This window comes from Pseudomonas sp. BIGb0164 (genome assembly GCF_024810135.1).
Lineage (GTDB): Bacteria > Pseudomonadota > Gammaproteobacteria > Pseudomonadales > Pseudomonadaceae > Aquipseudomonas.
In genome coordinates this window covers 198,482-213,190 of record NZ_JANUEA010000004.1, presented here as the reverse complement: position 1 = coordinate 213,190, position 14,709 = coordinate 198,482, and the positions used below count along the sequence as shown (strand labels likewise).

Genomic DNA, 14,709 nt, shown 5'->3' with positions numbered 1-14,709 from the left:
ATTTTTTAATCGAACGACTCACGACGAGACCCTATGGCCACTCCCAGCGCTAGCTCCTATAACGCCGACGCCATCGAAGTCCTCTCGGGCCTCGACCCGGTGCGCAAACGCCCCGGCATGTACACCGACACCAGTCGGCCGAACCACCTTGCCCAGGAAGTCATCGACAACAGTGTCGACGAAGCCCTGGCGGGCCACGCCAAGTCGGTGCATGTCATTCTTCACGCTGACCATTCCTTGGAAGTGTCCGACGATGGTCGCGGCATGCCGGTGGACATCCACCCGGAAGAGGGTGTGCCTGGCGTCGAACTGATCCTCACCAAGCTCCACGCAGGTGGCAAGTTCTCCAACAAGAACTACCAGTTCTCCGGTGGCTTGCACGGTGTGGGGATTTCGGTGGTCAACGCCCTGTCCACACTGGTGCGGGTGCGGGTCAAGCGCGACGGCAACGAATACGAGATGACCTTCGCCGATGGCTACAAAGCCACCGACCTGGCCGTGATCGGCACCGTTGGCAAGCGCAACACCGGCACCAGCGTGTACTTCGCGCCGGACCCGAAATACTTCGATTCGCCAAAATTCTCCATCAGCCGCCTCAAGCACGTGCTCAAGGCCAAGGCTGTGTTGTGCCCGGGCCTGCTGGTGACCTTTGAAGACAAAGGCACCGGTGAAAAGGTCGAGTGGCACTACGAAGACGGCCTGCGCTCTTACCTCGAAGACTCTGTCAGTGAGTTCGAGCGCCTGCCCAACGAGCCGTTCTGCGGCAGCCTGGCCGGTAATAAAGAAGCGGTCGACTGGGCGCTGCTGTGGTTGCCTGAGGGCGGCGACAGCGTGCAGGAAAGCTACGTCAACCTGATCCCGACGGCCCAGGGCGGTACTCACGTCAACGGTTTGCGCCAGGGCCTGCTGGATGCCATGCGCGAATTCTGCGAATACCGCAGCCTGCTGCCACGGGGCGTGAAGCTGGCGCCGGAAGACGTGTGGGAGCGTATCGCGTTCGTGCTGTCGATGAAGATGCAGGAGCCGCAATTCTCCGGCCAGACCAAAGAGCGCCTGTCGTCCCGTGAGGCGGCGGCGTTTGTCTCCGGTGTGGTCAAGGACGCCTTCAGCCTGTGGCTCAACGAGCACCCTGAGCTGGGCCTGGCCCTGGCCGAGCTGGCGATCAACAACGCCGGCCGCCGCCTGAAAGCCAGCAAGAAGGTCGAGCGCAAGCGCATCACCCAGGGCCCGGCACTGCCCGGCAAGCTGGCCGATTGCGCCGGGCAAGACCCGATGCGTTCCGAACTGTTCCTGGTGGAGGGTGACTCCGCCGGTGGTTCCGCCAAGCAAGCGCGGGACAAGGAGTTCCAGGCGATCCTGCCGTTGCGCGGCAAGATCCTCAACACCTGGGAAGTCGATGGCAGTGAAGTCCTGGCCAGCCAGGAAGTGCACAACATCGCTGTGGCCATCGGTGTTGACCCGGGCGCAGCGGACATGAGCCAGCTGCGCTACGGCAAGATCTGCATCCTCGCCGACGCCGACTCCGACGGCCTGCACATCGCCACGCTGCTGTGCGCACTGTTCGTGCAGCACTTCCGTCCGTTGGTGGATGCTGGCCACGTCTATGTCGCCATGCCACCGCTGTACCGCATCGACCTGGGCAAGGAGATTTTCTACGCCCTGGACGAAGCCGAACGCGATGGCATCCTCGACCGCCTGGTGGCCGAGAAGAAACGCGGCAAGCCGCAGGTCACGCGATTCAAAGGCCTGGGTGAAATGAACCCGCCGCAACTGCGCGAAACCACCATGGACCCGAACACCCGGCGCCTGGTGCAGTTGACGTTGGGCGAAGACTTTGCCGAAACCTCGGAAATGATGGACATGCTGCTGGCGAAGAAACGCGCGCCGGACCGCAAGTCCTGGCTGGAATCCAAGGGCAATCTGGCCGAGGTTCTGGGCTGATGCGCACAGGTTTCGCCCTGGCGATCCTGATGTTGAGCGGGTTGGCGGCCACCCAGGTGGCTGCCGCGCCCGTTGCAGAACTGAAGCTGGTGTCCGAGCACCCGGTCGACGGCATGCGCGGCGGCAACCTCTCTGGCTTGGCCCTGTGTGGCAAGGACCTGTGGACGGTTTCCGATCGTGACGACGACCAGATCTACCGCCTGGATATCAGCGCGCCGACCTGGCAGGCCGAAACCGTAAAGATCGACGTGCCACCGGTGCCCGAGTCCGGGTTGCCCTGGGGCCTGCGTTCGCGCACGAAGGCCGCTTCGTTCATTCGTGGCGGCGACCTGGATTTCGAAGGCATCACCTGCGATGCGGCGGGCAACCGCTACATTGTCAGCGAAGCCCATGCGGCGGTGCTGCAAGTGCCGGTCAGCGGTGAGCCGCAGTGGTTGAAGATCGCCCCGGGCATGGTGCGTGAGGCACGGGCCAGTGGCATGTTGCTGCACTTCAATGCGTTGTTTGAAGGCCTGGCGATCAATCCTGAAGGCAATCAACTCTGGTTGGCGGCCGAACGTGAGCGGCGCGGCCTGATCTCGATCAAGCGTGCGCAAAGCGTATGGGACTGCGATGGGCCCTGCGTGTTGCTGAGCGAGGCTGGCCAGGACGTACAGCCGTCGCAGTTCACCAACGCCAAGGCGGTGTCCAAGGACTTTGCCGACTTGGCGCTGTTCAACGGCAAGCTGTTTACCCTGGAGCGCAATGCGTTCCAGATTTGCCGGCGCGATGCGGTCACCGCCAAGGTTGAGCGGTGCTGGTCGTTTGCCGACGAAACCCTGACGCCCGAGCGTCGCTACGCCCAGCCGTATGGCCTGGCCGAAGCGTTGGTGGTGGATGCTGACGGTGCCTGGCTGGGCATCGACAATAACTTCGGCCCGCGCGCCGATGGTGAAAAACGCCCGGTGGTCTATCGTTTTGCCGCCCCGGCCGGTGGCTGGAGTGCCCAGCCATGAACGTGAATTTTCTTGAATTGACCCGACGTCGCGACATTTTCGCTGCGTCTTACCAAATGATGAGGCCCGCATGAGTGACATCCTCGCAGACAGCTTAGATGGCGTAGAACGCCGGTCGCTGGCTGACTTCACCGAAAATGCCTACCTCAACTACTCCATGTACGTGATCATGGACCGTGCCTTGCCGCATATCGGCGACGGCCTGAAGCCCGTGCAACGGCGCATCATCTACGCCATGAGTGAGTTGGGCCTGGATGCCGATTCCAAGCACAAGAAGTCGGCGCGTACCGTCGGTGACGTGCTCGGTAAGTTCCACCCCCACGGCGACTCCGCCTGCTACGAAGCCATGGTGCTGATGGCCCAGCCGTTCAGCTACCGGTACACGCTGGTGGACGGCCAGGGCAACTGGGGTGCGCCGGATGATCCCAAGTCTTTCGCCGCCATGCGGTACACCGAAGCGCGACTTTCGCGTTATTCGGAAGTGCTGCTGAGCGAATTGGGGCAGGGCACCGCTGACTGGGGCCCGAACTTCGACGGTACCCTCGACGAACCCCTGGTGTTGCCAGCACGTTTGCCGAATATCCTGCTCAATGGCACCACCGGTATCGCCGTGGGCATGGCCACCGACGTGCCACCGCACAACCTGCGGGAAGTCGCCACGGCCTGCGTGCGCTTGCTCGATGAGCCCAAGGCCACGGTGGAACAGCTCTGCGAGCACATCCAGGGCCCGGACTACCCGACTGAAGCGGAAATCATCACGCCGCGCGCCGACTTGCTGAAAATGTACGAAACCGGCAAGGGTTCGGTGCGCATGCGCGCCGTGTACCACGTCGAAGACGGCGACATCATCGTCACCGCGCTGCCGCACCAGGTGTCCGGTGCCAAGGTGCTGGAACAGATCGCCGCGCTGATGCAGGCCAAGCCGTCGAAGTTGCCGCAGGTTGCCGACTTGCGCGACGAATCCGACCACGAGAATCCGTGCCGCATCGTGATCATCCCGACCAACAGCCGGGTCGACCACGAAGTGCTGATGCAGCACCTGTTTGCCAGCACCGACCTTGAGTCCAGCTATCGGGTCAACGTCAACATCATTGGCCTGGACGGCAAGCCGCAGCTCAAGAACCTGCGCAACCTGCTGGTGGAGTGGCTGGAGTTCCGCATACAGACCGTGCGTCGCCGCCTGCAATTTCGCCTCGACAAGGTTGAGCGCCGCCTGCACCTGTTGGACGGCTTGCTGATTGCCTATCTCAACCTGGACAGAGTGATCCACATCATCCGCACGGCCGAACACCCGAAGGCCGAGCTGATCGCCGAGTTCCAGCTGAGCGAGATCCAGGCCGACTACATCCTCGACACCCGCTTGCGCCAGTTGGCACGACTGGAAGAAATGAAGCTGCGCGACGAGCAGGATGCCCTGCTCAAGGAGCAAGCCAAGCTGCAGGCCCTGCTGGGCAGCGAAGCCAAGCTCAAGAAGCTGGTGCGCAGCGAATTGATCAAAGACGCCGAAACCTACGGTGATGACCGTCGCTCGCCGATCGTTCAGCGCGCTGAAGCGAAAGCTCTGACAGAAACCGAGCTGCTGCCAAACGAGAAAATTACCGTCGTTCTGTCGGAAAAGGGTTGGGTTCGTTCAGCCAAAGGGCATGATATTGACGCCACTGGCTTGTCGTACAAGGCTGGCGATGGGTTCAAGACCGCCGCAGCCGGGCGTTCCAACCAGTTTGCGGTGTTTATCGACTCGACCGGGCGCAGCTATTCGGTGCCGGCCCATACGTTGCCATCCGCACGGGGGCAGGGCGAGCCGCTTACCGGGCGCCTCACGCCGCCACCGGGGGCAAACTTCGAGTGTGTGCTGCTGCCCGACGATGACGCGCTGTATGTGATCGCTTCCGACGCCGGGTATGGCTTTGTCGTGAAAGGCGAAGACCTGCAGGCCAAGAACAAGGCGGGCAAGGCACTGTTGAGCCTGCCGAACAACGCCAAGGTGATCCTGCCGCGTCCGGTGGATGACCGTGATAGCAATTGGCTGGCGTCGGTGACCACCGAAGGCCGCTTGCTGGTCTTCAAGATCAGCGACCTGCCGCAACTGGGCAAAGGTAAAGGCAACAAGATCATTGGTATCCCGGGCGAGCGCGTGGCCAGTCGCGAAGAGTACGTGACCGACATCGCGGTGATCCCGGAAGGCGCTACCCTGGTGCTTCAAGCCGGCAAGCGTACGCTGTCGCTGCGCCCCGACGACCTTGAGCACTACAAGGGCGAGCGCGGCCGGCGTGGTAACAAACTGCCGCGTGGCTTCCAGCGTGTGGATGCTTTGTTGGTAGAAACGCCGGTTTAACGCCGATTAGAGCCCCCGATCTACGATTTAACGCGTAGATCGGCGCTTTGGCGCTGGAGTCATGGCGCATATTCACGGATGATATGGCCTTTCCAACGCCGGCGTGGCCGAGCGTGTTTAGGTTATTTTTAGTATTACATTGTGGTTCGCCTTGTGGCAGCCACCTGGATGGGATGATGACTGCTCCACGCCTTCCTCTAATTTTGATGCTCGCTGGCCTTCTGGGGCTGGCGGGTTGCAGCACACACCAGCCTGTGTCGCTGTACCAGCTGGACAGCGGAAGTCCGGCTCAGCCAGCTCAAACCGCTGGTATGGCCGTATTGCTGGGCCCGGTAGTCGTTGCGGACTACCTGCAACGCGAAACCCTGCTGCAACGTCAGAACGATGGCAGCCTCCAAGGTTCCACTGACGGTCGTTGGGCGGGCAGTTTGTCCTCCGACATCAACCAGCTGATGCTGCGCCAGGTGGCGGGTCAGTTGGACAGCCAGCGTGTGGTGCTGGCGCCTGCACCCACCGGGTTCACCCCGGATGTGCAGGTGTTGCTGACCATCACGCGGCTCGATTCGGGCGCTTCGCAACCGGCGATCCTGGATGCACAGTGGCGTTTGATCGACCGTCGCGGGCAAGTGCGGGACAACCGTATCGTGCACCTGCAGGAAGAACACACCGGTACCACCGCGTCCCAGGTCCAGGCCCAGGGCGTGTTGTTGCAGCACTTGGCACAGCAGTTGTCGGTGGCCCTCAAGCCGCTGGCCAACCAGCCGCCGATTGCCGAGGCACCGCGCAAGCAGGCTCCGGCCCCGGCCAAGCCTGCTGAGCCGCAGAAGCCAAAGATGCCGATGGCCACGCCAATCCGTACGGATATGGAAGTGTTCAGGTTCTAAGCGCAATTGCAGATACAAAAAAAGGCCCGCTGATTCAGCGGGCCTTTTTGTTTGTACGAGATTTGAGTGACACCGAAGATCAACTGTGGGAGCGGGCTTGCCCGCGAAAGCGGTGGTTCAGTCACCGATGTATCCGGCTGACATTCCGCATTCGCGAGCAAGCCCGCTCCCACAGGGGTTATGTGGCGATCATCAAGGTTTTGTACGGGTCTCGTGCATCCGCGCCAGTTGTCGCTCAAGCATCGACGGGTACGGCTCCATCAACCGCTCCACGCAGCTTGCGCCCTCAGGGCTGGCAATCGGGCGGATGCGTGCACGCTGGCGGATCAGCGTGTCTTCACTGATCTTGCGTTCAACCAGCAGCAGGTTGCGGCTGTGCTGGGACAAGGCCAGTGCATCCTGGGCGATTTCGGTGAGCAGCAGGTCGATCTGGCTGATGCCGAACAGGTCGTCGCCCACCGTCAGGCCCAGTTGCAGTTGCAAGGTAATGCCGCTGTCGGCCACTTCGATTTGCAGGGCATGGCCCAGGGCACGCAGCAACTCGCCGCAGCAGATGGCGTTGGTCAGGTAGTCTTCGCCGCTGTCTTCACTGTGGAACAGCATCAGCGTACTGCCATCGTTCAGAGTATGCAGCTCGCTCTGGTACAGCGAGGCCGCCTGGTCCAGGCAGTCGCGGTAGCGCTCCAGCAGCTCGGTCAGGCGGGCGCGGGGCAGGCGGCGCAATTGGTCCTGGGCGCCCAGTTGCACCGCCAGTACGGCGCTGTGCTGAGGCTCTGCGTTCTTCACTGGCACGGGCTTGGGCGCTGCAACAGGGGTTGAGGAGTTGTCGCGCAAGTCGGCGAACGGGTCTTCGTCGTCCAGTTCGTCTTCTTCAGCCCTGATCACCTGGCGGGTCGCTGGCTTGAGGCCAGCCACCGGCGTGCTTTCATCAAAACCCGGGTCGCGCAGGTTGCGCACTTCAAACTCAGGTTCATCGTCGTAGTCGACGTCATCGAATTCAGGCTCTGGTTCCGGCTCGCGCACGGCCGGTTCCGGGGCGAAACTGGCGTGCAACTGGCGGGCGAGGTCGCCGATTTCATCCTGGCGGTCGGTGGCCGGGGTGTGTTCGTCGATATCGCGCAGCCAGATGCGCAGTTGCATCAGAGGCGTGGAGATGTGCCGGCCCAGGCGCAGGCTCAAGGCCAGGGCCAATGCCAGCAGGATCGCGCTCAAAATGCCCATGCTTTGCAGGCTGATGGTCATCGGCTGCTGGAACTGCTGCATGTCGAGGCTGATGCGCAGTTGGCCGGCCTTCACGTCCTGGAACGTGATATTGCTGGAGTACAGGCCTTCGGCTTCGCCCAACAGGCCGTTTTTCGGGCGCTGCCCGGCTTCGGCCATGATCCGGTTGTCCACGCTGTAGATGGCGGCATGGGCCACCAGCGGGTTCTTGGTCAGGTTGTTGAGCAGCACGTTGAGGCTGAGGATGTCGTTGGACACCAGCAGCTCAGTCGCCGAGGTGGCGGTCTGGGTGGTCAGGCTCTCGCCCAGGGCGTCGGCTTGCTCGTGCATGGCCTGCTTGAACTGCAACCCCATCACGCAGGCGTAGATCACCAGGGCCAGGGCGACCAGGATCACGTTATGGCTGGCGATGCGTAATGCGATCGGTACACGGCGGTGGCGCAGTGCCCGGAAGATCAGCAGGAAGAAGTTATCGGTTTTTACTGGCGTGGGCCGGTTCACTTGCGCTCGGCTCTTGGTCCGTGAAGTTGACGCGCAGTATAGCGACAGCCCTAGAACCGGCAAAGCGCTGGCTGTGCCCGATGGTCACTGAAAGTGGGTAGAATGCGGTTTTTTTCCAGCCTGGGGGTGCGCTTTGCGCGAAATTGTCCTGATTAACATCACCGGTGAAGACCGTCCGGGTCTTACTGCGGCTATTACCGGCGTTCTGGCCCAGGGTGGTGTGAACATTCTCGACATCGGCCAGGCAGTGATCCACGACACCCTGTCGTTCGGCATCCTGGTGGAGATCCCGAGCACTGAACAGGCGTCCTCGGTCCTCAAGGACATCCTGTTTACGGCGTACAAGCTGGATCAGCAGGTGCGTTTCACCCCGGTGTCCGAAGAGGACTACCAGCATTGGGTGGCGGGCCAGGGCAAGAAGCGCCACATCGTGACCCTGCTGACCCGCAAGGTAACCGCCGAACAATTGCAGCGTGTCAGCGCTATCACCGCGCAATACGGCCTGAATATCGACCATATCGACCGTCTGTCGGGCCGCATGCCTTTGGACACGCCGGCCGACAAAGGCAAGGGTTGCATCGAGTTCTCCGTGCGCGGCGAACCGGCTGACCCGCAAGCGCTGCGCGCCGAGTTCCTCAGCGTGGCCCAGGCGCTGAATGTCGACATCGCCTTCCAGGAGGATTCGCTGTTCCGTCGCAACCGCCGCCTGGCCGTGTTCGACATGGACTCCACGCTGATTGAAGCCGAAGTCATCGACGAACTGGCCAAGGCAGCCGGTGTGGGTGAGCAGGTTTCCGAAATCACCGAGCGCGCCATGGCGGGTGAGCTGGACTTCCGTGCAAGCTTCAAGGAGCGTCTGGCGCTGCTCAAGGGCCTGGACGTCAGCGTGCTGGACTCCATCGGCGCCTCCCTGCGCCTGACCGAAGGCGCCGAGACCCTGTTCGCCGAACTCAAGCGCCTGGGCTACAAGACCGCGATCCTGTCCGGTGGCTTCACCTACTTCGCCAAGCAATTGCAGGCCAAGCTGGGCATCGACTACGTGTTCGCCAACGAGCTGGAAGTGGTGGATGGCAAGGTGACGGGCGTGGCGGTCGAGCCGATTGTGGACGCGCAGCGCAAGGCGGATCTGCTGAAGGAATTGGCCCACAAGGAAGGCTTGCGTCTGGAGCAGACCATTGCGGTCGGCGACGGTGCGAACGATTTGCCGATGCTGGCGATTGCCGGGCTGGGTGTGGCGTTCCGCGCCAAGCCGTTGGTGAAGCAGTCGGCCAAGCAGGCGATTTCGACGTTGGGGTTGGATGGCGTGCTGTATCTGCTGGGCTTCCGCGACCGCGACGGACAACTGTAACTGAAGAAATACGGTCAAAAAAATGTGGGAGCGGGCTTGCTCGCGAAGGCGGTGGTTCAGTCACAGATATATGAACTGATACACCGCCTTCGCGAGCAAGCCCGCTCCCACACAAGCCCGTCCCACAGTGGGTTTTACGTCAGGCTTTAGGTGCAGCGATACCTTGGCCCATCTGCACTGGCGTGCCCGCCGCCAACGCTTCAGCCCACTTCACCTGATCTGGCCCGAACAGCACGATCGCGGTCGAACCCAGCTTGAAGCGACCCAGCTCCGCACCTTTTTCCAGATGAATCGGCGCACGCGCGGCTTCGTCGTAACGGAAGGTTTTCAGCTCGCGTTTCGGCGGCGTCACCAGGCCAGCCCATACGGTTTCAATCGACGCCACAATCATCGCACCCACCAGTACCACGGCCATTGGGCCGCGTTCGGTGTCGAAGATGCAGGCAACGCGTTCGTTACGGGCAAACAGCTCAGGCACGTTTTCGGCGGTGGTCTGGTTCACCGAGAAGATGCGCCCCGGAATGTAGATCATCTCGCGCAGGGTGCCGGCCAGCGGCATGTGCACGCGGTGGTAGTCCTTCGGCGACAGGTACACGGTTGCGAAGTCGCCGCCCATGAACGGTGCAGCAACGGCTGCGTCGCCGCCCAGCAACTCCAGCACGCTGAAGCTGTGGCCCTTGGCCTGGAACACACGACCGTGTTCGATCGGGCCCAATTGGCTGACGGCACCGTCGGCCGGGCTCAGTACCGCGCCAGGGGTTTGATCCAGCGGGCGGGCGCCGTCTTTCAAGGCGCGGGTGAAGAAGGCGTTGAAGTGCTCGTAGGCGGTCACGTCTTCCACCAGGGCCTGGGACATGTCCACCTGATAGCGCTTGGCGAACCAACTGGTGAAGGCATTCTTGAACCAGCGCACGCGGCACTCGGCGATGCAGCCGGCCAGGCGCGACAGCAAGTGGTGTGGCAGCAAGTACTGGCTGAGGATAAACAACTGCTTTTTCATAACTGTCCTTAAACCTTAAATCTCGACGGGGGTGTCGGGGTGGTTGCCCCATTCGCCCCAGGAACCGGCATAACCTTTGACTCGCGGATAACCGAGCGCCTTGGCCACCAGGTAGGTGAAGCCAGAGCGGTGGTGAGTCTGGCAATGGGTGATGATTTCTTTGTCGCGGGTCAGCCCGAGGTCTTCGAGGATCTGCGGCATGTCGCGGCGGATGCGCAGGTTGCGCGCCTTGTCCATGCCGGCGGTCCATTCGAAGTTCACGGCGCCAGGGATGTGGCCACCCTTGGCGGCGAGCACTTTTTCGCCGGAGTATTCCAGTGGGCCGCGCGCATCCCAGATGCCCAGGTCGGCAGCGCCGAGACGGCTTTGCAGGTATTCGCGGGTGGCCGTGGGGCCATCATGCAGCGTGAGGCTGACCGGGCCGCCGACAGGCGCGGGCACGTCGGTGGTTACCGGGTGCTGACCTTCGAGCCACGCCAGCAGGCCGCCGTCCAGGTAGTGGTATTTCTGGTGGCCGATCACGTCGAGCATCCAGATGAAGCGCCCGGCCCAGCCGCCGCCTTCGTCGTCATAGACCACGTAGGTCGCGTCCGGGGTGTGGCCCAGCTCGCCGAACAGTTTTTCCAGGTCGGCCTTGTGGGGCAGCAAGCCCGGGGCGGGTGGCTGGCCCAGTTGGGTGCGCTTGGGGTCAACGAAATGCGCGCCGGGGATATGCCCTTCGGCGTAGCGGGCGGTACTGGTAAGGTCCACCAGAATCAGGTGTTCGGCATCAAGGCGACCTTGCAGGTCGCTGGATTCGATCACCAGCGGCAAGCCAGAGAAGTCAGGCATGTGAGGTCTCCTGGGCACAAATGTTGGCGATAAAAGAGGGCGATTGTAGCGCAAGCATCAGGCGCTGCGGTTGGTAAAGCTGTGCAGGGCTTTCTCGATGCATTGGGCGGTTTTGCCGAAGGCCTGCACGGTGGTTTCCGAGAACGGCCCGCCACCCTGGTCGGCCACCATCAGCATTACCACGCGGCCATTGCAGCTCAGGGAGCGCAGCAGCAAATGCTCGCCGGTGAACAGGCGACGCAGGATCGGCGGCAATAGCGCCGAGAATTGCGCATGGTTCTCGGGGTTGAGGCGTACCTGGGCGGATTTCTCCAGCAAGCGTTGCAGCAGCGTGCTGTTGACCACGTCCAGGCTCAGGTTCGCGGCGTCCTTCGGTAAACCGTCAGCCTGGTGCACCCGCAGCGTACTCAGGGCGCGATCGGCCATGAACAGCAAGACCCGTTGCATGCCGCTGGCCACCAGGGCCTCTTTGGCGCAGGTGGTCAGGTGCATGGCGTTGGCAAAGCGGCTTGGCTCCACCAGCAATTCGGTGCAGCGCTTGCGCCACACCGCCAGGGATTCGGCCGTGGGTGGCGGCGCCGGCAGCAAGCCGCGATGGATCTTCTGCACATGCCACGGCCAGATCAGCGACAGCGCCGGGTGCCACAGGTCGGGCATCAGGGTCGCACGAGCGCTGGTCACCGCTTGCTGGTGAACCTGTTGCTGCACATCACCCAGAGGCGCTTGCAGGTAAAGCGCCGTGAGGTATTGCCAGCGCTCGGTGTGTGGACAGGTCCAGGACTCCTGAGCCGACATCGCCAGGCCGTTGGCCAGCAGTACTGTATTGGCGGGCTGATTCAGCCAGCGACGCAAATTGGGTTCGGCATCGAGCAGCTGCTGGTGGCGCAGCGGGTCATCTTCACGGGCGATGTGCAGGGCCTTGACCAGCAGGCGCTGCTCGGTCAGCAAGAGCGTGTAGCCCTGGGAGACCCAGATCGGCAGGTGCCAGGTTTCGGTCAGGCCGATGCACAGATCCAGCAGGCGCACACCGAACAATTCCTGCTCGACTTGGCGCGCGGACTGCCCCTTGTGGATCACCCGCAGTTCCCATTCTTCCAGGAGCTTGGGGTACGCCACGGCCATTGGCCACAACGGCGACAGGAACAACAGGCTGCCCCAGTGGATGTCCTGCCACAGCCTTGCCAGGCGGCTGGCGAACAGGCCGTTGGCTTGCTGCGAGGCATGCTGGCTCACCAGCAGCAGTTGGCGCAGCGCAACGGGAATCTCGTTGGCCGGCACCGAAGGCAACCGCGCCAGCAGCTCTTCGGCGCGCTTGAGGCCAAGACGGTTGAGCGCCACTTCGAGGTTTTCGGCCGGCTCCGCCAGGCTGCCATGGGTGTGGCTGTTGGCTTCACGCATCACGCTGAGCACCAGCGCGGGGCTGTTCTGCATCAGCTCGGCAATGTCTCGCAACGAACTGCGGCTGTCGCGGATGGCCTTGCACACGCGCTCGTGGCTGGCCTGCGGGACGGGCAGCAGCACATCGTCCAGGCGCTTGATCCAAGCGGCGAGGGTGGTGGGTCTTGAACTTGGGACTGTCGTTTCATTAGCCATGATTGGGGCGCGATCATCACTTGCATTCAACACGCCCGGAATGGGCCGAATTGGCTTTTCGCCTTAACGGGCTATAGTCTGGCGCAGTTTTGCCGATAAGTAGAACAAGAGTTTTCGGCTACACCCAATATGTCCATGAACCCGACGGCGCAAGTACAGATCCCCTATGGCTAAAATTATCGGCATCATCGTCGTCATCGCAAGCGTGCTCGGTGGGTATGTCCTGTCCCACGGTAAAATTGCTGCACTGATCCAGCCTTTCGAAGTGCTGATTATCGGTGGTGCCGCGTTTGGTGCATTCCTGCAGGCCAACCCTGGCTACATGACCATGCACGTGATCAAGAAGTCGCTGGGCATGTTCAGCTCGCGCTTCTCCCACACCTTCTACCTGGATGTGCTGGGGCTGATCTACGAGATCCTCAACAAGAGCCGCCGCGAAGGCATGATGGCCATCGAAGCTGACATCGAAGATGCCGCGGCCAGCCCGATTTTCGCCAAGTACCCGGCCGTGCTCAAAGATGAGCGCATGACTGCCTACATCTGTGACTACCTGCGCATCATGTCCTCCGGCAACATGGCCCCCCATGAGCTGGAAGGCCTGTTCGACATGGAACTGTTCAGCCTCAAGGAAGAGCTGGAACATCCTTCTCACGCCGTGACCGGCATCGCCGACGGCATGCCCGGTTTCGGTATCGTCGCGGCGGTACTGGGTATCGTGGTCACCATGGCCTCCCTGGGCGAAGGCGACCAGAAGGCCATCGGCATGCACGTGGGTGCGGCACTCGTGGGTACCTTCTTCGGTATTCTGGCGGCCTACGGTTTCTTCGGCCCGCTGGCCACTTCCCTGGCCCACGACGCCAAGGAAGAAGTGAACCTCTACGAAGCGATCAAGGCGTGCCTGGTGGCTTCGGCCTCTGGCATGCCGCCATCGCTGGCGGTGGAGTTCGGGCGCAAGGTGCTGTACCCGAAACACCGCCCAAGTTTTGCCGAGCTGGAACAAGCGGTTCGCGGTCGCTAAGTCATGGAAAACAACCAGCCGATAATCATCAAGCGCGTCAAGCGCTTCGCTGCGGGGCATCATGGCGGCGCCTGGAAAATCGCCTTCGCCGACTTCGCGACGGCGATGATGGCGTTCTTCCTGGTGCTGTGGTTGATGTCTACCGCCACGCCTGAACAGAAGATCGCCATCGCCGGTTACTTCAAGGACCCGATTGGTTTCTCGGAAAGCGGCACGCCCTTCGTGATCGACCTGGGCGGCTCGCCGCAGTTGGCGCCCGAGCGCACCATCAACCCCGAGGTCAAGACCGAGACGCCACAGCAGAACATCCCGATCGAGCGTGAAACCGTCGAGTCCATGGCAGAGCAGGTCGAGAAGGAACGCCTGGAGTTGCTGCTGCAGGAGCTGCAGACCAAGGTCGAGGAAAACCCGCAGCTGCTGAAGTTCAAGGACCAGATTTCCTTCGAAATCACGCCTGAAGGCTTGCGCATCCAGATCACAGACGCCGCCAACCGCCCGATGTTCGACTCCGGTAGCGCCCGCCTGAAGCCGTACTTTGAAGACATCCTGCTGGCCATGGCTGACACCATCAAGGCGGTGCCGAACAAGATCAGCATCAGCGGCCACACCGACGCCAAGCCGTATGCTGGCCAGGGCGACTTCGGCAACTGGGAACTGTCGGCCAACCGTGCCAACGCCGCTCGCCGTGCGCTGGTGGCGGGCAGTTACCCCGACCCGCAAGTGGCGCGTGTGGTGGGCTTTGCTTCCTCGCAGCTGTTTGATCATGAGGACCCGTTCAACCCGGTCAACCGCAGGATCGACATCGTGGTGCTGACCAAAAAGGCCCAGCGTGCGATTGAGGGTGACCAACCGCCTCCCGCACCCACCCCAGGCGCCGGCGCGCCGGGCGAGGTTCCAGCTGACCCGAACGCGATTCCGCCAGGGCAGGAGCCGTTGCCAGCCCATGAACTGCGTCAGAAGCTGAATCTGTTTGATGATGGTGGGGTGAAGGATCCTACGGTTCCCAAGGCAGGTTCCTAGCCCGCACATACAACAAGGCCGC

The 14,709-nt window shown here is 62.1% G+C and carries 11 protein-coding genes; 7 read left to right on the top strand and 4 right to left on the bottom strand.

What is annotated here, in order from left to right:
- Positions 1-33: 33 nt before the first annotated feature.
- The 4 genes from parE (at position 34) to M2394_RS12365 (ending at position 6,155) form a co-directional block, all read left to right on the top strand.
- Positions 34-1,941 carry a DNA topoisomerase IV subunit B gene (gene parE / locus M2394_RS12380; RefSeq protein ID WP_178918666.1) on the top strand — a complete coding sequence of 636 codons (1,908 nt, stop codon included), beginning with the start codon at positions 34-36 and terminating at the stop codon, positions 1,939-1,941.
- Positions 1,941-2,936, top strand: coding sequence for an esterase-like activity of phytase family protein (locus M2394_RS12375; RefSeq protein WP_259172673.1), 996 nt, complete (start codon positions 1,941-1,943; stop codon positions 2,934-2,936). The genes parE and M2394_RS12375 overlap by 1 nt, the downstream gene beginning before the upstream one ends.
- 70 nt (positions 2,937-3,006) lie before the next feature.
- On the top strand, positions 3,007-5,271 hold the full coding sequence (gene parC, locus M2394_RS12370; protein WP_176997149.1) for a DNA topoisomerase IV subunit A: 2,265 nt from the start codon (positions 3,007-3,009) through the stop codon (positions 5,269-5,271).
- Positions 5,272-5,447: 176 nt separating this feature from the next.
- Positions 5,448-6,155: a membrane integrity-associated transporter subunit PqiC gene (locus M2394_RS12365; protein ID WP_176997148.1), complete on the top strand. Its 708-nt coding sequence runs from the start codon at positions 5,448-5,450 to the stop codon at positions 6,153-6,155.
- Between the two features lie 192 nt (positions 6,156-6,347).
- Here the strand turns inward: M2394_RS12365 and M2394_RS12360 are convergent, their stop codons facing one another.
- Complete coding sequence (locus M2394_RS12360) at positions 6,348-7,877, bottom strand: AhpA/YtjB family protein (RefSeq protein WP_259172670.1); 1,530 nt, start codon at positions 7,875-7,877, stop codon at positions 6,348-6,350.
- A gap of 133 nt (positions 7,878-8,010) precedes the next feature.
- On the opposite strand from M2394_RS12360, the gene serB reads away from it, so the two are divergent.
- On the top strand, positions 8,011-9,225 hold the full coding sequence (gene serB, locus M2394_RS12355) for a phosphoserine phosphatase SerB (protein WP_178918669.1): 1,215 nt from the start codon (positions 8,011-8,013) through the stop codon (positions 9,223-9,225).
- A 139-nt stretch (positions 9,226-9,364) separates the two neighbouring features.
- On the opposite strand, the gene asd is transcribed toward serB, so the two are convergent.
- The 3 genes from asd to M2394_RS12340 are packed head-to-tail and all read right to left on the bottom strand — an operon-like array spanning position 9,365 to position 12,649.
- Positions 9,365-10,225, bottom strand: a complete 861-nt coding sequence (gene asd / locus M2394_RS12350; RefSeq protein WP_178918670.1) for an archaetidylserine decarboxylase — start codon at positions 10,223-10,225, stop codon at positions 9,365-9,367.
- Positions 10,226-10,240: 15 nt separating this feature from the next.
- On the bottom strand, positions 10,241-11,056 hold the full coding sequence (locus tag M2394_RS12345) for a rhodanese-like domain-containing protein (RefSeq protein ID WP_259172667.1): 816 nt from the start codon (positions 11,054-11,056) through the stop codon (positions 10,241-10,243).
- A 57-nt stretch (positions 11,057-11,113) separates the two neighbouring features.
- Complete coding sequence (locus tag M2394_RS12340; RefSeq protein ID WP_176997144.1) at positions 11,114-12,649, bottom strand: HDOD domain-containing protein; 1,536 nt, start codon at positions 12,647-12,649, stop codon at positions 11,114-11,116.
- Between the two features lie 166 nt (positions 12,650-12,815).
- On the opposite strand from M2394_RS12340, the gene motA reads away from it, so the two are divergent.
- Entirely contained in the window at positions 12,816-13,667 is an 852-nt protein-coding gene (gene motA / locus M2394_RS12335) for a flagellar motor stator protein MotA (RefSeq protein WP_176997143.1), read from the top strand.
- A gap of 3 nt (positions 13,668-13,670) precedes the next feature.
- A complete protein-coding gene (gene motB / locus M2394_RS12330; protein WP_176997142.1) occupies positions 13,671-14,687 on the top strand; it encodes a flagellar motor protein MotB in 1,017 nt (338 codons plus the stop codon).
- Positions 14,688-14,709: the final 22 nt, after the last annotated feature.

Bases quoted from the DNA above. Each gene is read 5' to 3' on its own strand.
- parE (WP_178918666.1), top strand. From the start codon at position 34: ATGGCCACTCCCAGCGCTAGCTCCTATAACGCCGACGCCATCGAAGTC.
- M2394_RS12375 (WP_259172673.1), top strand. From the start codon at position 1,941: ATGCGCACAGGTTTCGCCCTGGCGATCCTGATGTTGAGCGGGTTGGCG.
- parC (WP_176997149.1), top strand. From the start codon at position 3,007: ATGAGTGACATCCTCGCAGACAGCTTAGATGGCGTAGAACGCCGGTCG.
- M2394_RS12365 (WP_176997148.1), top strand. From the start codon at position 5,448: ATGACTGCTCCACGCCTTCCTCTAATTTTGATGCTCGCTGGCCTTCTG.
- asd (WP_178918670.1), bottom strand. From the start codon at position 10,225: ATGAAAAAGCAGTTGTTTATCCTCAGCCAGTACTTGCTGCCACACCAC.
- M2394_RS12345 (WP_259172667.1), bottom strand. From the start codon at position 11,056: ATGCCTGACTTCTCTGGCTTGCCGCTGGTGATCGAATCCAGCGACCTG.
- M2394_RS12340 (WP_176997144.1), bottom strand. From the start codon at position 12,649: ATGGCTAATGAAACGACAGTCCCAAGTTCAAGACCCACCACCCTCGCC.
- motA (WP_176997143.1), top strand. From the start codon at position 12,816: ATGGCTAAAATTATCGGCATCATCGTCGTCATCGCAAGCGTGCTCGGT.
- motB (WP_176997142.1), top strand. From the start codon at position 13,671: ATGGAAAACAACCAGCCGATAATCATCAAGCGCGTCAAGCGCTTCGCT.